Source organism: Bradyrhizobium sp. HKCCYLRH2060 (assembly GCF_051168135.1).
Classification (GTDB): Bacteria; Pseudomonadota; Alphaproteobacteria; order Rhizobiales; family Xanthobacteraceae; genus Bradyrhizobium.
The window spans coordinates 195,096-215,346 of the sequence record NZ_JBNPUK010000005.1 but is presented as its reverse complement, the minus strand read 5'-3'; the positions used below and the strand labels follow the sequence as shown (position 1 = coordinate 215,346).

Here is a 20,251-nt window from a genome sequence, read left to right as displayed (position 1 = left end):
TACAACATCGAACGGGGCGGCGAGTTCCTGAAAGCTTCTATTGCCGATTGTTGCCAACCGCTTAGCGGGCGTTCGCCCGCGCGCTGCGATTAGTTTTCGGAAAAGTAACTCTGCAGGGTGCGGACCTCAAGGTCTCCCCCGAGATAGGCACGGATGCCTTGCGCGGCCGCCACGGCACCCGAAAGAGTGGTGTAATACGGCACTTTATGCAAGAGGGCAGCGCGCCGCAGCGAGCGGCTGTCAGCCAGCGCCTGCGGGCCTTCGGTGGTGTTGAAGACCAGCTGGATGTCGCCATTGGTGATGGCGTCCACGATGTGCGGCCGTCCCTCCAGCACCTTGTTGATCTTCTCGGTCGGCACGCCCTGGTCGGTCAGGAAACGCTGGGTGCCGGACGTCGCCACCACCTTGAAGCCGAGTTCGTGGAGCATCCGCACCACCTCCGTGATGCGCGCCTTGTCGCTTTCACGCACCGACACGAACACCGTGCCTTTGCGCGGCACGCGTGTGCCGCCCCCAAGCTGGCTCTTGGCGAACGCCACGGCGAACGAGCGGTCGATGCCCATCACCTCGCCGGTGGAGCGCATCTCCGGGCCGAGCACGGTGTCGACGCCGGGGAAGCGGGCGAACGGGAAGACCGATTCCTTGACCCCGACATGCTTGAGCGCGCGCTTTGTCAGCCCGAAATCGGCGAGCTTCTCGCCCGCCATGATCCGGGCCGCGATCTTGGCGACCGGCGTGCCAACCACCTTGGCGACGAAGGGCACCGTGCGCGAGGCGCGCGGGTTGACCTCGAGCACGTAGATCGTGCCGTCCTTGATCGCATATTGCACGTTCATCAGGCCGACGACGTCGAGCCCGAGCGCCAGCTCGCGGGTCTGCCGCTCCAGCTCGGCGATGGTCGCCTCGTCGAGCGAATGCGGCGGCAGCGAGCAGGCGGAGTCGCCGGAATGGATACCGGCCTCCTCGATGTGCTCCATGATGCCGACGATGAAGGTGTCCTTGCCGTCGGACAGGCAGTCCACATCGATCTCGGTGGCGTCGGACAGGTAGCGATCGAACAGCAGCGGGTTCTTGCCCAGCACCGTGTTGATCTGGCCGGTCTTGTCGTTGGGATAGCGCGCCTTGACGTCGGCCGGCACCAGCTCCGGCAGGGTGCCGAGCAGGTAGTCGCTGAGCTGGTTGTCCTCGCGGATGATCTGCATCGCGCGGCCGCCGAGCACATAGGACGGACGCACCACCAGCGGCAGGCCGAGATCGGCCGCCACCAGGCGCGCCTGCTCGACCGAGTAGGCGATGCCGTTCTTCGGCTGCTTCAGATGCAGCTTGTCGAGGATGCGCTTGAAGCGGTCGCGGTCCTCGGCCAGGTCGATGGCCTCAGGCGAGGTGCCGAGGATCGGTACCTCGGCGGCTTCGAGCGCGCGCGCGAGCTTCAGCGGCGTCTGGCCGCCGAACTGCACGATGACGCCATGCACGGTGCCGTTCTTGCGCTCGGTGGCGATGATCTCGAGCACGTCCTCGGCCGTCAGCGGCTCGAAATACAGCCGGTCGGCGGTGTCGTAGTCGGTCGAGACCGTCTCCGGATTGCAGTTGACCATGATGGTCTCGTAGCCGGCATCGGCCAGCGCGAAACAGGCATGGCAGCAGCAATAGTCGAACTCGATGCCCTGGCCGATCCGGTTCGGGCCGCCGCCGAGAATGATGACCTTCTTCTTGTCCGACGGCGCGCTCTCGTCGCCGAGTCGGCCTGCAAACGGCGTCTCATAGCTCGAATACATGTAGGCGGTCGGCGAAGCGAACTCCGCCGCGCAAGTGTCGATTCGCTTGAACGCTGGACGGACGCCGAGCGCCTGCCGCTTGGCGGCGACCTCGGCTTCGGTGGTGTTGGCGAGCACCGCGAGCCGCGCGTCGGAGAAGCCCATCGCCTTCAGCGTGCGCATGCCGCTCGCGTTCGGCGGCAGGCCGTGGCGGCGGACCTTGTCCTCCATCTCGACGATTCCACGCATCTGCGCCAGGAACCAGGGATCGATCTTGCAGGAGTTGAAGATGTCCTCGTCCGACCAGCCGAGGCGCATCGCCTGGGCGACCTGGAGCAGGCGGTTCGGGGTCGGCGTGCCCAGGGCGGCGCGGATCGCATTCTTGTCGTCGCCGCGGCCGAGCCCCTCGATGTCGATCTCGTCGAGGCCGGTGAGACCGGTCTCGAGACCGCGCAGCGCCTTCTGCAGGCTCTCCTGGAAGGTGCGGCCGATCGCCATGACTTCGCCGACCGACTTCATCGAGGTGGTCAGCGTGGTCGACGCGCCCGGGAATTTCTCGAAGGCGAACCGCGGAATCTTGGTGACGACGTAGTCGATGGTCGGCTCGAACGACGCCGGGGTCGCGCCGCCGGTGATGTCGTTGGCGATCTCGTCCAGCGTGTAGCCGACCGCGAGCTTGGCCGCGACCTTGGCGATCGGGAAGCCGGTGGCCTTCGAGGCCAAGGCCGAGGAGCGCGACACGCGCGGGTTCATCTCGATCACGACCATGCGGCCGTCGGCCGGGTTGACGCCGAACTGCACATTGGAGCCGCCGGTCTCGACGCCGATCTCGCGCAGCACCGCCAGCGAGGCGTCGCGCATGATCTGATATTCCTTGTCGGTCAAGGTCAGCGCCGGCGCCACCGTGATCGAGTCGCCGGTGTGCACGCCCATCGGATCGAGGTTCTCGATCGAGCAGACGATGATGCAGTTGTCCTTCTTGTCGCGGACGACCTCCATCTCGTACTCCTTCCACCCGAGCACCGATTCCTCGATCAGCACTTCGTTGGTGGGGGAGGCGTCGAGACCGCGCTCGATGATGTCGAGATATTCTTCCTTGTTGTAGGCGATGCCGCCGCCGGTGCCGCCCATGGTGAAGGAGGGACGGATGATCGCGGGCAGGCCGATCTCGGACAGCGCCATCAGCGCCTGTCCCAGCGCATGCTCCTGATAGCGCTTGCGGCGCTCGTTCTCGCCGAGCGTCCATTGCCGGTCGAGCTCGTCGCGCGCGGCGCCCGACAGCGTCTCGCGCTCGGCCAGATATTTGTCGCGATATTGTTTCTTCAGCGCCGACGCATTGGCGAGCCGCGACTTCGGCGTCTGCAGCCCGATCTTCTCCATCGCGTTGCGGAAGAGCTGGCGGTCCTCGGCCTTGTCGATCGCGTCAGCCGTGGCGCCGATCATCTCGACATCGAACTTCTCCAGCGTCCCCTGCCGGCGCAGCGACAGCGCGCAGTTCAGCGCGGTCTGCCCGCCCATGGTCGGCAGCAGTGCGAAGCCGCCGGGGATGATGTGGCGTTCCTTCTCGATGATCTTGGCGACGATCTCCGGCGTGATCGGCTCGATATAGGTCGCATCGGCCAATTCCGGATCGGTCATGATCGTGGCCGGATTGGAATTGACGAGGACGACGCGATAGCCCTCCTCCTTCAGCGCCTTCACCGCCTGCGTACCGGAATAGTCGAATTCGCAGGCCTGGCCGATCACGATCGGACCGGCGCCAATGATCAGGATGGTCGAGATGTCGGTTCGTTTCGGCATTCAAGCTCACGGGCAAGAAACGGCAGAGAATTGGGCACAAAAAAAGGGCGCGCGTGCTGCGCGTCCCCGAAGGCCAAGGGCCAAGGCGCGACCAGTGCTCGCGCGCGAGCGGTCTTTAGACCAGTTTCCTCTGAGCGAAAAGGGTTTTGGCCCGAAATCAACGGTCAAATTGGCCGGAGCTGGCGGAAGGGCGGCGGATGGCTCGCAGAGCCGAAGCCGCGCAGCGGCGAAGGCTGGAGGCCCGGCCTGGACTTGAACCAGGTTCAAGAGCGTTGCACCGCTCTTCGCGTCGTAGCTTCCGCCACCGGGCCGGGAATGATCTTACCTCTCACGGCCGCGTGAGCCAGCCCGTGTTTCAGTTAACCCTAATCCGGTTGCTCGATGTTGGGCCAGCGCGCGGGCTGGTCGGCTCGGCCGGTCACGCGGTTCCCGTCACCGGCTGCGCCACGAAGGTCATGCGCCAGGGATTGTGGCCGATATTCTTCGGCGCTCGGACAGCGCTGAGGCCGGCCTTCTTCAGCCGCGCCAGGATCTCGGCCTCGCTGTAGCGCTGCAGGCCGACCTTCGTCCGCAGCTGCCGGTAATCGGACAGGGCAGTGGCGACCAGCCCGACCATGGCATCCTTGAGGAAGCCGTCCCGTGCGGCGAACATCAGCAGCGCGAGCACGTCGCGGCCCATGCCAACGTCCGGGCGCAGGACGTCGCCGAGGACGAACTTTCCGGACGGCTTCAGCAGCCGCCTGATCACGGCCAGGGCTGCGTCGAATTCCGCCTCGCTCATGTACTGTGCCACGGAGTTCATGACGACGAGGTCGATCGAGCCTTCCTGCATGTTGCGCAGCTCGTCCAGCGAGCGCACGCGGATCTTGGTGTTGGGGGCGAAACGCGCGATCAGCCGGCCGCGCACGCCCGGCGCCGGCTCGGCCAGGATCAGCGTCATGCAGGCGTCGGCGACCTTGGCGGCCGATAAGGCTTCTCCGCAGGAATAGTCGAGAACGACCGCGTCGGGCGAGGGGATATAGCCGACGATGTCGCGCGCAATCGCCTGGAAGTGCAGGTCGCGATGCAGCTTGCTCGCATAGATCGTGTGCGTGGAATCGTAATAGTCGATCCAGTCGTCCATGGCGGGTTCCGGCAAACACAGTTCCTTGATGGGAACTTGGGGGGTCAGCGAGCGTTAACGGGTCCGATCACCCGTGTCCATCGCTGCTTCTAACAGGAAGGCTGACCCGTGAGTAAAGCAAAGACCGACAAGACCGCCCCCGAGCTCGATACCCCGACCGATCTGTCGCCGGACGCCGTGAACAAGATTTCGACGGCGTTGAACACGCTGCTTGCCGATGCGTTCGCGCTTTACCTTAAGACCAAGAATTTCCACTGGCACGTCAGCGGCCGGCACTTCCATGACTATCACCTGATGCTCGACGAGCAGTCGGACGCGATCTTCGCCACAACGGACCAGCTCGCCGAGCGAGTTCGCAAGCTCGGCGGTACCACGGTCAAGTCGATCGGCCAGATCAGCAAGCTGCAGACCATCAAGGACAACAACGAGGAGTATGTGCCGCCGCGCGAGATGTTGCGGGAGTTGATGCAGGACAACAAGCACATGGCGGCCGCGATGCGCAAGGCGCACGAGCTGTGCGACGACAATGACGATCCGGCCACCGCGGGATTGCTGGAGACCTTCATCGACGAGACAGAGCGCCGCACCTGGTTCTTGTTCGAAGCCAGCCGCCAGGAAGGCAGCAACGCGGCATAAGCGGGCCCGCGTCGAGTTGAGGTCCGGGCGCGCTGCGAGCACGTGGTGCGCCCGTCCAGTCTCGATGCCGCGCTATGTGGAGTGGCCGAGTGCCGACCAGCTCCGGTAGATCATGTAAGCCGCCACCACGAACACCACACTGGCAAACACCTTGTTCAGGGTGCCGCGCGTGCCGGACAGGCGAGCGGCCAGCTTGGCACCGACCAGGCCACCGGCGATGCCGGCGACGAGAAAGGTCGCCGCCAGTGCCCAGTCGACCAGCCCCGACAGCGCGTAGTTCGCCGCGGTCGTCAGTCCGAACGCCGTGACGGACACGAGCGAGGAGCCGATCGCGTAGAGGATCGGCATGCCTGTCGCAAACATCAGAGCCGGAACGATCAGGAAGCCGCCGCCGATGCCGAAGAAGCCGGACAGCGTTCCCGTGCCGAAGCCGAATGCCACTAGCGGCAAAAGATTGTCGCGCGAAAGCTTGACGTCCAGCTGGCTGTTCGTGCCGCGCTTGCGCAGCATCAAGAGTCCGATCACGATCATGACCAGGGCGAACAGCAGCAGCAGCTTCTGACCGTCGACCATCTTGCCGAGCGTCGAGCCAGCGAAGGCGCCGACCACGCCCGTTGCAGCAAACACCAGCGCACAAGGCCATTTGACGTTGCCGGAGCGGGCATGATTGGCGAGATTGGCCGCCGCGTTGATCGCCACGGCGACCGCGCTCGTGCCGATCGCGACGTGGGGATTGCCGACGCCTACCAGATACACCATGAGCGGCACGGCCAGCACCGATCCGCCCCCGCCGATCAGGCCGAGCGTGAATCCGACGAAAGAGCCGGACAGCGAGCCGAGCGCAAGCTCGGCAGCGGACAAGGTCATCCTGCGATGCTCCAGAGTGGCGTGCCGCGCCGGTGCCCGGCCGCTGCCAAATGGGAAAGCCGAGCCGCGACGTCTGCCGCGTGCTCGGTGGGGCGAGGGGTGTCTTAGAGTGCGTTGAGCGGCACTTTCAGGAAGCGCCGGCCGTCCTGATCGGGCGTCGGCAGCCGTCCCGCCTTCATGTTCACCTGCAGGGAGGGGATGATCAGTCTGGGCATGTCCAAGGTGCGGTCGCGCGCCTCGCGGGCGGCAACGAACTGATCCTCGGTGATGCCGTCGCGGACGTGGATGTTGTTCGCGCGCTGCTCGGCCACCGTCGTTTCCCAGCGGATGTCGCGGCCGTTTGGACCGTAGTCGTGGCACATGAACAGCCGCGTCGCGTCAGGCAGGTCCAGCACGCGGCGGATCGAGCGATACAGCGTGCGCGCATCGCCGCCAGGAAAGTCGGCCCGTGCCGAGCCGCCATCCGGCATGAACAGCGTGTCGCCGACGAAGGCGGCGTCTCCGATCACATGGGTCATGCAGGCCGGCGTGTGACCCGGCGTATGCATGGCGAAGGCGGTCATTGCGCCGATCCGGTAGCTGTCGCCATCATGGAACAGGCGGTCGAACTGGCTGCCGTCGCGCTGAAACTCGGTGCCTTCGTTGAAGATCTTGCCGAAGGTCTCCTGCACCATCCTGATGTTGGCGCCGATGCCGATCCTGCCGCCCAGCCGGGACTGGATGTAGGGCGCAGCCGACAGATGGTCGGCATGGACATGAGTCTCGATCAGCCAGTCCAGTTGCCAGCCGCGATCCTCGATCCGGCGGATGATCTTGTCGGCCGAATGCGGCGCGATGCGCCCCGAGGCATAGTCGATGTCCATGACTGAATCGATCACGGCGCAGGCCCGCGAGCCTGGGTCCTTGACCACGTAGCTGACGGTGTTGGTGGCGGGGTCGAAGAACGGTGTGACCTCGGGTTTCACCGACAGGTCGACCGGATGTGGCATGCCGGGCATTCAATCCTTCCTCATTCTGAAGTGACCGCGGCGAGCGAGGGCCGGCGGCGCGAGAGCATGCGGGCTGCGGCCATTCCGATCATCATGGCCGTGACGAACAGGACGACGGCAGGCGAGCCGTAGCCGAGCGCCACGAAGGCCGGGCCCGGGCAGATGCCGGCGAGGCCCCAGCCGATGCCGAAGATCGCAGGGCCGGTTGCGATCCGCCAATCCAGCATCTGCGAGGATGGCAGGTGAAATTGGTCACCGAGGACGGGACGCCGGCGCCGGAAAACCAATCGGAAGCCGGCGAAGGTGACCCCGACCGCTCCAGCCATCACCAGGATCAGGCTCGGATCCCAGCCGCCGGAGCGGATCGCGGCGAAATCGAGGAAGTCGAGCACCTTCTCCGGATTGGACATGCCCGAGAGCAGCAGCCCGAGGCCGAAGACGAGGCCGACGATGAACTGGATGAAGATGAACTGGATGAAGATGATCATGGCGCCTCACAGCACGTGGCGAACGAGGAAGGTGGTCGCGACCGCGGTGGCCATGAACACCAGCGTGGCGACGATCGAGCGCGGCGACAGGCTGGCGATGCCGCAGACGCCATGACCCGAGGTGCAGCCGTTGCCCCAGACCGCCCCGAAGCCGACCAGCAGCCCGGCTGCAACCATATCGATCGGACCGACCTCCAGCTTCAGCGGCGGCAGGCTCCCGCTGACGATGCGGACTGCAAGGGCGGCCGCGACCAGGCCGCCTATGAAGGCGAGCCGGCCAGCGAGGGCGCTGTCCCAGGGCGGCAACAGCCGCGCGGCAATGCCGCTGACGCCGGCGATGCGGCCGGTCAGGCCCATCAGCATGACGGCTGCAGCGCCGATGAGGGCGCCGCCTGCGAGCGCCGTAACCGCTGTATACTCCGTGATCATATCGTCCTTGATTCCCTCGTCAGGGGCATGTTGCAATCGGCTATCATGTGCATTATTGCATATATACGAAAATGAAGAAGTAACAATGATGACAACACAGGCCAGGCGCAAAACCCGTGAGGCCATGGTGGCGGCGCTCGACGTCAAGGCGGAGGAGGCGGCGGGCCTGCTCGCTGCCATGGCGAATTCGAAGCGCCTCATGGTGCTCTGCAACCTCATCGACGGCGAGCGCGCGGTCGGCGATCTCGCCGAGCAGGTCGGGTTGCGACAGGCGGCGCTGTCGCAGCATCTCGCCAAGATGCGCGCGCTCGATCTCGTCGCTACCCGGCGCGATGGCCAGACCATCTACTATCGGCTGGCGAGCCGCGAGGTCCGCGAGATCCTGCAGACACTGTATCGGCTGTATTGCGCCTGATCAGCGCGCCTGGTGCCACAGGCGCGTCAGTGGGCCGCCCGCACCGAGAACGGGATCGGTCGCGGGCAGCGGCACCGCCGGGATCGTCTTCAGGGCGCGCGCGTGGTTCTCCGGCGTCGGCCGCGTGATCTGCATCTTTGGTCCGGGCGGATAGGCGCCGACGATGCAGAAATCGCTGCTGGCGGAGATGCATTGATGTCCGGTGCCCGCCGGCAGGATGGCGAAGTCGCCTGGCCGAAGCTCCAGTTCCCGACCGCGGTCGCCGCCGAAGCGGACCCGCGCCGTTCCGCTGGCGACGCCCAGCGCCTCATGCACGGTCGCATGATAGTGCAGATAGTCGTGGACTCCGTTGCGCCACATGTCGCCCCAGCCATTGGCGGCGAACATGCGCTCGATGTCGGCCGCCGGATCGGTGCTATCCAGATCGATGACGGCCTCGTAGACCAGGAACGGCAGCGGATTGTTGGGCACCAGGCCGTCGTCCGTGAATACGATGCCGAGCGGTTCGCTTGTCTTGACGCGTGGCGAGGGGGCGGCAGGCATGGCGACCTCGGAAAAAGATGAACCTCACCCCCATCAACCGGCCTGCGTGGCCGCCGTTCCAGTTCACGCCTTGGGCAGTTCGAACACCAGGCAAGTCGTAGTGGCGTGCGCCAGCAGGCGCCCTTGCGAATCGGCGATGCGTGCCTCGGCCGTCGCGGCGCGGCGTCCGAACGACAGCGTCCTGCCCTCCGTTCTCACGATGCCGGTGGCCTCGGTCATGGCCTTGATGAAAGAGACCTTGAATTCAAGCGTGGTGTAACCGCTGCCCTGCGGGCACATCGTGTGGACGGCGAGCCCCATCGCGGAATCCAGCAGGATCGCGGCGTAGCCGCCGTGCACCGAGCCGATCGGATTGTAGTGCCGCAAGGCCGGAACGCTGTGCATGACGACCTGGCCGGGCTCGGCGCTGCAGTCAAACGGCGCGACGGTCTGCATGATCGGCGGCTGCGGCAAAGTCCCGGCAAAGATGCCGCGCACGAAATCGAGCCCGGGCATCGACGCCAGCACCGCCAGCGGCACCACGCCGAATTCACCGCGCAAATCCGTCTCGCTCATGTTGTCGACCTCCAAGGTATGACATCTATCATATAAATGCTGTGCGAAAAGATCGAGGGCAATACCGACGCAGGCGATCACATGATTGCGGACAGAAAAATGCCCGGGACCAGCCCGGGCATTTCGAATTGTCTGGAGTCACCGGCCTCAGGCTGCGCTGCGCTTCTTCTCGCGCATCAGCTCGGCAAAGCGTTGAAACAGATAGTGCGAGTCGCGCGGGCCGGGCGAAGCTTCCGGGTGATACTGCACCGAGAACACCGGCTTGCCCTCGAGCTGGATGCCGCAATTCGAGCCGTCGAACAGCGAGATGTGGGTCTGCGTCGCGCCCGATGGCAGCGTATCCTGGTCGACAGCGAAGCCATGGTTCATCGAGGTGATCTCGACCTTGCCGGTGGTCTCGTCCTTGACCGGATGATTGGCGCCGTGATGGCCCTGATGCATCTTCTTGGTCTTGGCGCCGACCGCAAGTCCGAGCATTTGATGGCCGAGGCAGATGCCGAAGGTTGGCGTGCCCGACGAAATCACCTGCTGAATGACCGGCACGGCATATTTGCCGGTCGCCGCGGGATCGCCCGGTCCGTTCGACAGGAACACGCCGTCCGGCTTCATCGCCAGGATGTCCTCGGCCGGCGTCGTCGCCGGCACCACCGTCACCTTGCAGCCGACGCCGGCGAGCAGGCGCAGGATGTTGCGCTTGATGCCGTAGTCGATCGCGACGACGTTGAACTCCGGCTTGGTCTGCTGGCCGAAGCCCTCGTTCCACACCCAGGGGGTCTCGTCCCAGGTGAAGCGCTGGGCGGAAGTCACCATCGGCACGAGGTCCATGCCCTCCAGGCCCGGCCACTCCCGCGCTTCCTTCTTCAGGGCGTCGAGGTCGAAATGGCCGTCCCTGGCATGCGCGATCACGGCGTTCGGCATGCCCTTGGAGCGGATCAGCGCGGTCAGCGCCCTTGTGTCGATGCCGGACAGCCCGATGATCCCGCGCGCGCGCAGCCACTGGTCGAGATGGCGCGTGGCGCGGTAGTTCGATGGGTCGGTGATCGCCGTGCGCAGGATCACCCCGCGCGCGCCCGGCGTCGCCGCCATGTTCACCGTCTCGATATCCTCGTCGTTGGTGCCGACATTGCCGATATGCGGGAAGGTGAAGGTGATGAGCTGGCCGGCATAGGACGGATCGGTCAGGATCTCCTCGTAGCCGGTCATTGCGGTGTTGAAGCAGACCTCGCCCACCGCGTGGCCCTCGGCGCCGAGGCCGTAGCCTTCCAGCACCGTTCCATCGGCGAGCACGAGGAGCGCGGTCGGTTTATGGTCCGGCCAGGCGGCGTCAGTATCGATGTGTGTCATGAGGCCTCTACATAGTGCCCCTGACATAGTGCCCCTGGCGCGCGGCGTCAAAGCGGGAAGCGAGCGATTCACACGCGATTTCGGTCAATTTGCACGGAGAATGGCCTGGTTTACGAGTGAACGGCCGGAACGTATGCGGAACCGAGTTGTCTCGCCGGGACGAACCGCCTAGACCAGCCGCAACGGAATTCGAGAGGGCAAGATCATGCTGCGCGACGACATCAACAATGCGGTCAAGGAGGCGATGAAGGCCAAGGACGAGCGCAAGCTGTCCACCCTGCGCATGGTCAACTCGACCTTGAAGAACGCCGACATCGCCGCGCGCGGCGAAGGCAAGCCGCCCTTGACCGACGCCGACGTGCTCGCGGTGCTGCAGAAGATGATCAAGCAGCGTCAGGAATCGGTCGAGCTGTATGAAAAGGGCGGCCGCGCCGAGCTCGCCGCCGGCGAGCGCGAGGAAATCGCGGTCATCTCGGCCTATCTGCCGAAGCAGATGAGCGACGACGAGGTGAAGACCGCCATCTCCGCTGCGGTCACTGAAACCGGTGCCGCCGGCATGAAGGACATGGGCAAAGTCATTGCCGTGCTGAAGGCCAAGTATACGGGCCAGATGGACTTTGCGAAGGCCAGTGCGCTGGTGAAGGCGGCGTTGACAGGCTGAGCCGACTGCGCGCAATCAAGCAAGATTGCCTCCACACCGTCATGCCCGGGCTTGTCCCGGGCATCCACGTCCTTAAGACTGTCACGAGCAGAAAGACGTGGATGGCCGGGACAAGCCCGGCCATGACGGAGAAAAACAGTGCTCAAGGAAACGTCCGACTACGACCAGCTTTATCGCGACTTCCGCTGGCAAATCCCGGCGCAGTTCAACATCGCGGTCGCGACCTGCGATCGCCACGCCGACGGCTCGGACCGCCTCGCGCTGATCGTCGTCGAGGAGGACGGCGCCGCCCGGCGCGTCTCGTTCGATGAGCTGCGCGACTATTCCTGCCGCTTCGCCAACGTATTGAAGGCCGATGGTCTCGCGCAGGGCGACCGCGTCGCGGTGTTCCTGTCGCAGTCGCTGGAGCTGCCGATCGTCCATTTGGCGGCGTTTCGCGCCGGTCTCGTCTCGGTGCCGCTGTTCACGCTGTTCGGCGAGGACGCGCTGCAATTCCGGCTGCAGAACTCCGGCGCCAAGGTCGTCGTCACCGACACCACGGGCTTTGCGAAGCTTGCGCGCATTCGCGACCATCTGCCGGAGCTCAAGACGATCTATGTCACTGACGGCGACGGCCTCGGCGCCCGGCCATTCTGGCCGGCGCTGGAGCGCGCCTCGGATCAATTCCCGACCGTCGCCACGTCAAGCGACGACCCTGCCATCATCATTTACACCTCGGGCACGACCGGTAACCCGAAGGGCGCGCTGCACGCCCATCGCGTGCTGCTCGGACATCTGCCCAATGTCGAGATGGTGCACGGCTTCCTGCCGAAGCCGGGCGACGTCATGTGGACGCCGGCGGACTGGGCCTGGATCGGCGGCCTGTTCGACGCGCTGTTTCCGGCCTGGTATCACGCGGTGCCGGTGGTGGGATATCGCGCGAAGAAATTCGAGCCGCAGGCCGCAATGCAACTGATGGCGGACTACGCCGTCCGCAACGTGTTCCTGCCGCCGACGGCGCTGAAGTTGATGCGCCAGGCCAACGTCAAGCACGAGGGGGTCCGGCTGCGCAGCATCCTCACCGGCGGCGAGTCGCTCGGCGCCGAGCTGCTCGACTGGGTGCGCGCGACTTTCGGCATCGATGCGCACGAGATCTACGGCCAGACCGAGTGCAATCTCGTGGTCGGCAACAATGCAAAGCTGTTTTCGATCCGGCCGGGCTCGATGGGCAAGGCGACGCCCGGCTTCCAGGTTCTGATCGTCAACGACAAGGGCGAGGAGCTGCCGCGCGGCGAGAGGGGCATCATCGGCGTGCGCCAGCCCAACCCCTGCACCATGATAGAATATTGGCGCAATCCGGAGGCGACGCGGAAGAAGTTCGCGGGCGACGTGCTGCTGACCGGCGATCTCGGCACCCAGGATGACGACGGCTATTTCTGGTATGCGAGCCGCGAGGACGACGTCATCACGTCGGCCGGGTATCGCATCGGCCCGGCGGAAATCGAGGACACGCTGCTCAAGCATCCGGCGGTCGCGCTGGCGGCCGTCGTGGGCATTCCCGACCCGGTGCGCACCGAGGCCATCAAGGCGTGGATCGTGCTGCGGCCCGGCTTCGTTGCAAATGACACGCTATCGCGAGAGATCCAGGACTTCGTCAAGGTGAAGCTCGCCGCGCATGAATACCCCCGCCACGTTGAATTCACCGACACCCTGCCGATGACGGCGACCGGCAAGGTGCTGCGGCGGGAGTTGAGGGCGCGGGGGTAGGGGCGGCGGTCCGACCGCCTTTTCGTCGGTAGTCGCTGAGATGTAAAGTAAGGTGGCGCGGCACGCTCGGTGCACCTCGCCCCGCTTGCGGGGAAGGTCGGATTGCATCGTCAGATGCAATCCGGGTGAGGGGGGACAGGTCTCGCCACGGACACTTCCCGTGCGTTTGCCCCTTACCCCAACCCCCACCCCGTAAGAACGGGAGAGGGAGCATACCGTCCGTGCTGTGAGAGCTTCATCGTCGGACGAGATGTGAAGGTCACGCCCTTATCCTCTGCCTACAAGTTGAAATTGAAATCCCCGCCCTCCCGCTGTTAGCATCGGTGCAAAGAACAACAGTCTGGAGGGTACGCCGATGACCGCATCCGTCTCGGGACGATCCGATCCCGTGGTGCGCCGCATCACCACGGCCGATATTGCCGAGGCCTTGACGCAAGGCCTCCGCGATTTTCAGGCTCAGCCCATGTTCGGCCTTGCTTTCGGGCTGATCTACGTGCTCGGCGGCATCAGCATCGTGCTGTGCGTCACCGCCTTCGGCATGGTCTACTTGGCCTATCCGCTGGCCGCGGGGTTTGCGCTGATTGGCCCGTTCGTCGCGATCGGTCTCTATGAGGTCAGCCGCCGCCGCGAACTCGGCCAGCCGATGTCCTATGGCGGGATCTGGCGCACGATCACTTCGCGCGGCGAGATCGGCTGGATGGCGTTCGTGACGCTATTCTTCTTCATCATCTGGATGTACCAGGTGCGCCTCCTGATCGCGCTGCTGCTCGGGCTCAATGCCTCTTTCTCCAGCATCAGGGAGTTCATGACCGTGGTGCTGACGACCAACGAAGGTCTGCTCTTCCTCGCGATCGGCAATCTCGACGGCGCCGCCCTGTCGCTGGTGCTGTTCTCGCTCACGGTCGTGTCGTTTCCGCTGCTGCTGGAGCGCGACGTCGATTTCGTGACGGCGATGATCACCAGCGTGCGCGCGGTCGTGACCAGTCCCGGCCCGATGATCGGCTGGGCCGCCGTCATCACCGTGCTGCTGATCATCTCGGCATTGCCGTACTTCCTGGGACTGCTGGTCACCGTGCCGGTGCTGGGCCATGCGACCTGGCATCTGTACCGCCGGATCGTAGCTCCGGCGTAAGGCAAGGGCGAGCCGCGACGAAGGTTCGATGGAGCATGGACGCCCTCGAACGGGCTCGTTTCGAAACGCGGCTCGCCGGTGGTCCTTCCGGCGCCAATATCGGAGGAGAATGATGCCGGACAACATCGCGTTGTTTGCCACGATCGTCTTGTTGCTGCCAATGTTCTATCTGCTGCTGGCCGCGCCGGCCTTTCTGCTGGTGCGGCTCGACATCGTGCCGGTCACCCGGCTCCTGCGCGGCATGTTCGACTCCTACTTCGTGGCGCTTTCGATCGCTGGTGGCATCGGCGCGCTGGTCGTTCTGGCCGACGGTCGCCCCGTTCTGGGGCTGGGCATTGGCCTGATCGCGGCGTTCGCGCTGCTCTCGCGCCGCTGGTTTCTGCGGCAGATGGACGCGCGCATCCGCGACAGGGATTCCGGCGATGCGACGGCCGTGCGTCGGCTGCGCCGGTTACATTGGGGTGGCATGCTGAGCAATGCGGTCCAGGTCGGCGTTGTTCTCGCCAGCATCCCACAGATCGCTGCGGTATCGTAGCAGGCCTTGTCGTTCAAGGCACTGCAATCCCCATCGCCTTCAGGGCCGCCAGCATGCGCGTCGGCGGCGTCATCTTCACCGCGAGCGGCTTGCCGGTCTCGAGCACGCTCTTGAGGCTCGACAGGATGGCCGGCCAGCCCTGGCGCCCGCCGGACAGGATGTCGTCGGAGAGCGGCCGCTCATGCGCTTCGGTCATCGTGAGACGGACGGCGTCGCCAGCCGGTTCGATCTCGTAGGTCACGAGCGTGCGGCCCAGTGCGTCGACGAGGCCCGGCCAGTTGACATCCCACGTGACCGTCAGCCGGTACGGCGGCTCGCAGACGATCACCTGGCCGCTGATGTGCTCGGAGCCGTCGGGCGCGCGCACGATGAAGGCGCCGCCCGCCTTCAGCTCGGCTTCAATCGCGAAGCCGAAGAAATATTGCCGGCTGAACTCGGCCGAGGTCAGCGCCTGCCACACCTTCTCCGGCGTCGCCGCGATGTAGATCGTGTACACCGTCTCCGGCTTGAAGTGCGCAAGATCGACGGCGTGGGTCTCCTTCGGCTCAGTCATCCCGTTCCTCCAATCGCTTCTTCAATTCACCGAGCGCGACGAGCTTGGCGCGCTCGAATTTCCTGATCCAGCGGTCGCCGATCTGGTGGATCGGCACCGGATTGAGGAAGTGCAGCTTCTCGCGGCCGTGCCGGAGCGTCGTGACCAGATTGGCCGCTTCCAGAATCGCCAGGTGCTTGGTCACCGCCTGCCGCGTCATGGCGAGGCCGTCGCAGAGTTCGGTCAAGGTCTGGCCGTTCCGCGCATGAAGCCTGTCGAGCAGCGCCCGCCGCGACGCATCCGCCAGCGCCTTGAAGACGTCGTCCATTTGATGAAGAATAGGCAACCAAAAGGTTGCGTGTCAAGCGGAGCGCTGCAAGTTGTTCGACTTGGAATACGTCGAGATGTTGCAGCTTCCCTCTGCCGACATGCCGTGCATTAGTGACATCTCATCCACATCGAGGCGCCTCATGTCCCTGCAAGTCTATATCGCCTTCGTTGCCGCCTGCATCGGGCTTGCGCTGCTGCCCGGTCCCGTCGTGACGCTGCTGATCGCCAACGGTCTGCGTCACGGAACCCGTGCCGCGTTGATCAATATCGCCGGCGTGCAGACCGGGCTTGCGATCGCGATCGGCATCGTCGCTGTCGGCCTGACATCGCTGATGGCGACCATGGGCTATTGGTTCGAATGGGTGCGGCTGATCGGCGCGGCCTATCTGGTGTGGCTCGGCATTCAGCTCATCCGCTCGCCGATCGAGGGGATCTCGGCGGGCGAGGAGCCGCCTCCGCCGCCGCGCGGCGGCTTCTTCCTGCAGGGCTTGCTGGTGCTGCTGTCGAACCCGAAGGTGATGGTGTTCTTCGGGGCGTTCCTGCCGCAGTTCATGGACATGGGCCGGGATCACGTGCCGCAGGTCGGATTGCTCGGCGTCACCTTCATGGTGATCGCGGGTCTCACCGACGCGATCTATGCGCTGCTCGCGGGCCGTGCGCGAAAACTGTTCTCGGCCAGGCGGACCCGGCTGGTGTCGCGCATCTCCGGCGGCTTCATGATCGGGGGCGGGGTCTGGCTGGCGCTGACGCGGGCGCGGTGAGCCCGCATTGAGTTTAGCGCCTGCTCTCACCCCGGAGAGCCCGGGGGGGGCCGCCGGCGTTACAGGCTGATCGTCCCCTTCATCACCGGCGCGACGTCGCCGCCGATCCAGATCGTGTCGCCGTCTTGCGCGACATGGACGCGGCCGGCGCGGCCGAGCACGGTGCCCTGGGACGCAACATATTGCTTCGGAGCAATTCCGGCTCCGATCAGCCATTGCGCCAGGCTTGCATTGAGGCTGCCCGTCACCGGGTCCTCGCCGCCGCCCCACATGAAGCCGCGGACCTCATAGTCGGCATCCGTGCCATCCTGCGCTCGATCCCATGGCGCGACCACGCCGATCGGCTGTTGCGGCAGCGCCGCCGGATTGAAGCGGATGTCGAGCAGCGCGCGGCGCGAGTCGAGGAGCACGCCGATCCAGCCCGGGCCGTTGTCGACCCACTGCACGGCGCGCATCGCGCTCGATTGGATGCCGAGCGCTGCTGCGATCCTGCTGGTCAGTTCGGCATCGACTTGGCCGGAGCGCCTGAGCGGCGGGGCTGCGAAGGCGAGCCGCTCTCCGTCGCGCCTGATGCGCACGAGGCCCGCGCCGCATTCCTGCACCACGTGTTCGCCCTTCGGCCGGCCGCCGAGCGCGAGCCATACGTGGCACGAGCCGAGCGTCGGATGGCCTGCAAAAGGCAGCTCGCGCTGCGGGGTGAAGATGCGCACGCGATAATCAGCGCCCGGATCCTGGGCACGCGACAGGAAGGTGGTCTCGGACAGGTTGGTCCAGTTGGCGATCGCCCGCATCGCCGTATCGTCAAGGCCGTCGGCCTCGGCGATCACGGCAAGCGGGTTGCCCTTGAAGGCCACCTTGGAGAACACGTCGACTTGATGGAACGGAAGCGTCGGCATTTCGGTGTCCTCCTCGACGTCGTTGTCAGTCGCGCCAGAACGGCTTGTTGGCCTCTTCCTGGACGATCGCCGGATCAAGGCCGCAGTCGCGCATCTGGTCGCGATCCAGCATTGCCAGTTCGGACCGCCAGAACAGGCGCTGCAGCCAGAGTTGCGGCACCCCGAGCAAATTGCTCTTTCCGTGGGCAACTTGCGGAGTTGCCCAACGCTGCGCCAGGGAATATGCCATGAGTCACCTATTGCTCTTCAATTGCGTTGTTCGAAGAGCAATCGCGCCATACATATCTCGGTGCAATCGAAACATTGCTCTCGGTACAATATAGCATGAATGCTTCGTATACGGCCCTGGTCGACGACATCGCCGAGGACATCGCCAACGGCAGGCTGAAGGCCGGTGACCGGCTGCCGCCGCAGCGCCAGTTCGCCTATGAGCGGGGAATTGCCGCATCCACGGCAGCCCGCGTCTATGCCGAATTATTGCGCAGGGGCCTGGTCGTGGGCGAGGTTGGGCGCGGCACCTTCGTCGCGGGTGAGGCGGTGCCGGTGCCACCCTCGCTGCGGCTGGAGCCGTTCGACGGCCGCATCGATCTCGAATTCAATTTTCCGACCCTGCCGGATCAGGCGGCCCTGATCGCGAAGTCGCTGGCCGCGTGGCAGCGGCCGGAGAAGCTGGCGCCGGTGCTGGCGCCGATCACGCAGCGTCGGCTGGCCGAGGCCGGGCGCACCGCCGCGGCCTTCTTCGCCAGCGAGCGCTGGCGCCCGCGCGCGGAGAATTTCGTCTTCGCCGGCAGCGGGCGGCAGTCGCTTGCCGCGGCGATCTCGGCGCTGGTGCCGGTCGGCGGCCGGCTCGGCGTCGAGGCCGTGACCTATCCAATGATCAAGGGCATTGCGGCGCGGCTCGGCGTGACCCTGGTGCCGCTCGCGATGGACGGCGAGGGCATCCGTCCGGAGGCGCTGACCAAGGCGCATCGCAGCAGCGCGCTCAACGCGATCTACATCCAGCCGGTGATGCAGAATCCGCTCGGCCTGACGATGAGCGAGGCGAGGCGCGAGGAGATCGTGCGTCTGGTGCGCAAGCACGAGCTGATGATCATCGAGGATCTGGTCTACGGCTTCCTCAGCGATCAGGTCTCGCTGGCGACGCAGGCCGAGGAGCGTGTCGTCGTGGTCGACAGCCTTGCCAAGCGGCTCGCGCCGGGGATTGCCGTCGGCTTTCTCTACGTGCCGGCAAGCATGCGCGAAAAATTCGCCGCCACGGTGCGCACCGGGGCCTGGTCGGTGACGTCGCTGGCGCTGGCCGCCGGCATGGGGCTGCTCGCCGACGGCACGGCGGCCGAGATCACCAGGCGCAAGCGCGCCGATGCGCTGGTGCGCCAGGCGATCGTCGCCGAGTGCCTCGCCGGCCATCACATCGAGGCCGATCCGCGCTCCTACCATGTCTGGCTGCACCTGCCGGAGGGCTGGCGCGCCGAAGCCTTGACGGCCGCAGCAGCCCGTGCCGGCATCGCGATCACCCCGGCGAGCGCCTTTGCGGTGGCGCACGGTCATTCACCGAACGCGGTAAGGCTCGCGCTCGGCCTGCCAAGCCACGAGGATCTGCGCACAGCTCTGTGGCGGCTTGCCGGATTGCTGTCGCATCACGACGCCTCCGACATGACGGAGTAGCAGGCTACGCGAGGCCCTTGCTGCGCAGCTCGGCCTCGATCTCGCCGAGAATGCGGATCAGCCGCTCGGCCCAGCGCTGCTGGCCCTCGGGCTCGGCGATTTCGTTCTGACGAATCTCGATGCCGGAATTGATCAGCCCGCGCGCCTCGCCATGCACGGGGATGGTGTAGTCGGTGCCGTCGCCGACCGCATAGGGCTGATTGTCGCCCACCACGAGATCGGGCTCGGCCCGCAGCGCCTTCAACAGCAGCGGCGGCAGCACACGGTCGTGCTGATACAGCGTGCCGATGTGCCAGGGCCGCCCGATGCCGGCATAGACGGGCGTGAAGCTGTGCAGCGAGACGAGGATGGTCGGCCGCCCCGCGACCTTGCGCGCATCGAGCACCGCGGTGATGCGGTCGTGATAGGGATCGAAGATGGCGCGCCGCCGCAGCTCGGCGTCCTCATGCGTCAGGCCCTCATTGCCGGGGATCGTGGTGCGCTCGCTGATCATCGGAATCGCGTTCGGCGCCTTCGGCGAGCGGTTGCAGTCGATCACCAGCCGCGAATAGCGCTGCGCGATCAGATGCGCATCTAGCGCGCGCGACACGGCCTCCGCCACGCCGGCGATGCCGATGTCCCAGGCGATGTGCCGCTCCAGTTCGCTCTCGTCGAGGCCGAGATTACCGAGTGCCCGCGGCAGCAGGCGGCCGTAATGATCGCAGGTGAAGACCAGCGCGGAGGCGCCATCCTGGTTCTGCTCGTAGACCGGCGGAACTTCGTCGCCCTGAAGGAGTCTTTTCGTATCGGTCGCGCGCGGCTGATTCATGATCACGTTCGTTGCTCATTCAGGCGGCATGACGATCTGCAATTGAGCAGGGGCCAATCTGGATCGGATCGCCGAAAACCGCGATGATGATTCGATGACGATGCCGATCCCGCGAGGCGATCACAAGGCCTGATATGGCCGGACCCGATCGGTTCTGTGGGTGGCGTTCGCGTCAGGCCGTCAGCGCCGCCGAGCCGCGTGCTGAGACCATCGAACACGCCGAGAGCCGCGCGTGCGGAAGA

22 protein-coding genes and 1 tRNA gene are annotated in these 20,251 nt (G+C 65.5%); 8 read left to right on the top strand and 15 right to left on the bottom strand.

All coding sequences use genetic code 11. The features are described 5' to 3' along the window. Window positions 1-89: 89 nt before the first annotated feature. The 3 genes from carB to ACQR10_RS13500 all read right to left on the bottom strand — a co-directional run bounded on the left by carB (window position 90) and on the right by ACQR10_RS13500 (window position 4,677). Window positions 90-3,554, bottom strand: coding sequence for a carbamoyl-phosphate synthase large subunit (carB, locus tag ACQR10_RS13510; RefSeq protein ID WP_315802639.1), 3,465 nt, complete (start codon window positions 3,552-3,554; stop codon window positions 90-92). A 234-nt stretch (window positions 3,555-3,788) separates the two neighbouring features. Next, window positions 3,789-3,865, bottom strand: a tRNA-OTHER gene (locus tag ACQR10_RS13505). A gap of 107 nt (window positions 3,866-3,972) precedes the next feature. Further along, window positions 3,973-4,677 carry a class I SAM-dependent methyltransferase gene (locus ACQR10_RS13500; protein ID WP_315802640.1) on the bottom strand — a complete coding sequence of 235 codons (705 nt, stop codon included), beginning with the start codon at window positions 4,675-4,677 and terminating at the stop codon, window positions 3,973-3,975. 108 nt (window positions 4,678-4,785) lie between these two features. Here ACQR10_RS13500 and ACQR10_RS13495 point away from each other — a divergent pair, with 108 nt between their 5' ends. Then, the gene (locus tag ACQR10_RS13495; RefSeq protein ID WP_316217920.1) at window positions 4,786-5,313 is read left to right on the top strand and encodes a Dps family protein; all 528 of its coding nucleotides are present in this window, start codon (window positions 4,786-4,788) and stop codon (window positions 5,311-5,313) included. Between the two features lie 72 nt (window positions 5,314-5,385). Here ACQR10_RS13495 and ACQR10_RS13490 read toward each other — a convergent pair whose 3' ends face one another. The 4 genes from ACQR10_RS13490 to ACQR10_RS13475 form a co-directional block, all read right to left on the bottom strand. Beyond that, the gene (locus tag ACQR10_RS13490) at window positions 5,386-6,180 is read right to left on the bottom strand and encodes a sulfite exporter TauE/SafE family protein (RefSeq protein WP_316217919.1); all 795 of its coding nucleotides are present in this window, start codon (window positions 6,178-6,180) and stop codon (window positions 5,386-5,388) included. 104 nt (window positions 6,181-6,284) lie between these two features. Next, a complete protein-coding gene (locus tag ACQR10_RS13485) occupies window positions 6,285-7,178 on the bottom strand; it encodes an MBL fold metallo-hydrolase (RefSeq protein WP_316179745.1) in 894 nt (297 codons plus the stop codon). Between the two features lie 11 nt (window positions 7,179-7,189). Continuing rightward, entirely contained in the window at window positions 7,190-7,657 is a 468-nt protein-coding gene (locus tag ACQR10_RS13480) for a DUF6691 family protein (RefSeq protein WP_316179743.1), read from the bottom strand. A 6-nt stretch (window positions 7,658-7,663) separates the two neighbouring features. Beyond that, the gene (locus ACQR10_RS13475) at window positions 7,664-8,212 is read right to left on the bottom strand and encodes a YeeE/YedE family protein (protein ID WP_316179742.1); all 549 of its coding nucleotides are present in this window, start codon (window positions 8,210-8,212) and stop codon (window positions 7,664-7,666) included. On the opposite strand from ACQR10_RS13475, the gene ACQR10_RS13470 reads away from it, so the two are divergent. Next, window positions 8,175-8,501, top strand: coding sequence for an ArsR/SmtB family transcription factor (locus tag ACQR10_RS13470; protein WP_315802866.1), 327 nt, complete (start codon window positions 8,175-8,177; stop codon window positions 8,499-8,501). The two genes, ACQR10_RS13475 and ACQR10_RS13470, sit on opposite strands and share 38 nt — an antisense overlap. Here the strand turns inward: ACQR10_RS13470 and ACQR10_RS13465 are convergent, their stop codons facing one another. From ACQR10_RS13465 to carA, 3 genes are all read right to left on the bottom strand, one after another. Next, the gene (locus tag ACQR10_RS13465; RefSeq protein ID WP_316217918.1) at window positions 8,502-9,044 is read right to left on the bottom strand and encodes a cupin domain-containing protein; all 543 of its coding nucleotides are present in this window, start codon (window positions 9,042-9,044) and stop codon (window positions 8,502-8,504) included. Between the two features lie 63 nt (window positions 9,045-9,107). Next, on the bottom strand, window positions 9,108-9,599 hold the full coding sequence (locus ACQR10_RS13460) for a PaaI family thioesterase (RefSeq protein WP_316179739.1): 492 nt from the start codon (window positions 9,597-9,599) through the stop codon (window positions 9,108-9,110). Window positions 9,600-9,746: 147 nt separating this feature from the next. After that, entirely contained in the window at window positions 9,747-10,943 is a 1,197-nt protein-coding gene (gene carA, locus ACQR10_RS13455) for a glutamine-hydrolyzing carbamoyl-phosphate synthase small subunit (protein ID WP_316179737.1), read from the bottom strand. A gap of 205 nt (window positions 10,944-11,148) precedes the next feature. On the opposite strand from carA, the gene ACQR10_RS13450 reads away from it, so the two are divergent. From ACQR10_RS13450 to ACQR10_RS13435, 4 genes are all read left to right on the top strand, one after another. After that, window positions 11,149-11,604 (top strand): GatB/YqeY domain-containing protein, encoded by a 456-nt coding sequence (locus ACQR10_RS13450; RefSeq protein ID WP_316217917.1) that lies wholly within the window; start codon window positions 11,149-11,151, stop codon window positions 11,602-11,604. A gap of 138 nt (window positions 11,605-11,742) precedes the next feature. Continuing rightward, window positions 11,743-13,350, top strand: coding sequence for an acyl-CoA synthetase (locus tag ACQR10_RS13445; protein ID WP_434911973.1), 1,608 nt, complete (start codon window positions 11,743-11,745; stop codon window positions 13,348-13,350). Window positions 13,351-13,705: 355 nt separating this feature from the next. Continuing rightward, a complete protein-coding gene (locus ACQR10_RS13440; RefSeq protein ID WP_316179733.1) occupies window positions 13,706-14,482 on the top strand; it encodes a DUF2189 domain-containing protein in 777 nt (258 codons plus the stop codon). Between the two features lie 112 nt (window positions 14,483-14,594). Continuing rightward, the gene (locus ACQR10_RS13435; protein ID WP_315802649.1) at window positions 14,595-15,017 is read left to right on the top strand and encodes a hypothetical protein; all 423 of its coding nucleotides are present in this window, start codon (window positions 14,595-14,597) and stop codon (window positions 15,015-15,017) included. Between the two features lie 13 nt (window positions 15,018-15,030). Here the strand turns inward: ACQR10_RS13435 and ACQR10_RS13430 are convergent, their stop codons facing one another. After that, on the bottom strand, window positions 15,031-15,570 hold the full coding sequence (locus tag ACQR10_RS13430) for an SRPBCC family protein (RefSeq protein WP_315802650.1): 540 nt from the start codon (window positions 15,568-15,570) through the stop codon (window positions 15,031-15,033). Beyond that, on the bottom strand, window positions 15,563-15,877 hold the full coding sequence (locus tag ACQR10_RS13425) for an ArsR/SmtB family transcription factor (RefSeq protein ID WP_316179731.1): 315 nt from the start codon (window positions 15,875-15,877) through the stop codon (window positions 15,563-15,565). The genes ACQR10_RS13430 and ACQR10_RS13425 overlap by 8 nt, the downstream gene beginning before the upstream one ends. Window positions 15,878-16,019: 142 nt before the next feature. On the opposite strand from ACQR10_RS13425, the gene ACQR10_RS13420 reads away from it, so the two are divergent. Further along, entirely contained in the window at window positions 16,020-16,640 is a 621-nt protein-coding gene (locus tag ACQR10_RS13420) for a LysE family translocator (protein ID WP_315802652.1), read from the top strand. 59 nt (window positions 16,641-16,699) lie between these two features. Here the strand turns inward: ACQR10_RS13420 and ACQR10_RS13415 are convergent, their stop codons facing one another. Both ACQR10_RS13415 and ACQR10_RS13410 read right to left on the bottom strand, forming a co-directional pair. Beyond that, a complete protein-coding gene (locus tag ACQR10_RS13415; protein WP_316217914.1) occupies window positions 16,700-17,536 on the bottom strand; it encodes a PhzF family phenazine biosynthesis protein in 837 nt (278 codons plus the stop codon). A gap of 25 nt (window positions 17,537-17,561) precedes the next feature. Continuing rightward, on the bottom strand, window positions 17,562-17,765 hold the full coding sequence (locus ACQR10_RS13410; protein WP_315802654.1) for a hypothetical protein: 204 nt from the start codon (window positions 17,763-17,765) through the stop codon (window positions 17,562-17,564). A gap of 26 nt (window positions 17,766-17,791) precedes the next feature. On the opposite strand from ACQR10_RS13410, the gene ACQR10_RS13405 reads away from it, so the two are divergent. Then, a complete protein-coding gene (locus tag ACQR10_RS13405; RefSeq protein ID WP_316217913.1) occupies window positions 17,792-19,201 on the top strand; it encodes a PLP-dependent aminotransferase family protein in 1,410 nt (469 codons plus the stop codon). Window positions 19,202-19,205: 4 nt separating this feature from the next. Here the strand turns inward: ACQR10_RS13405 and ACQR10_RS13400 are convergent, their stop codons facing one another. Next, window positions 19,206-20,009 (bottom strand): N-formylglutamate amidohydrolase, encoded by an 804-nt coding sequence (locus ACQR10_RS13400; protein WP_315802656.1) that lies wholly within the window; start codon window positions 20,007-20,009, stop codon window positions 19,206-19,208. Between the last annotated feature and the right edge of the window lie 242 nt (window positions 20,010-20,251).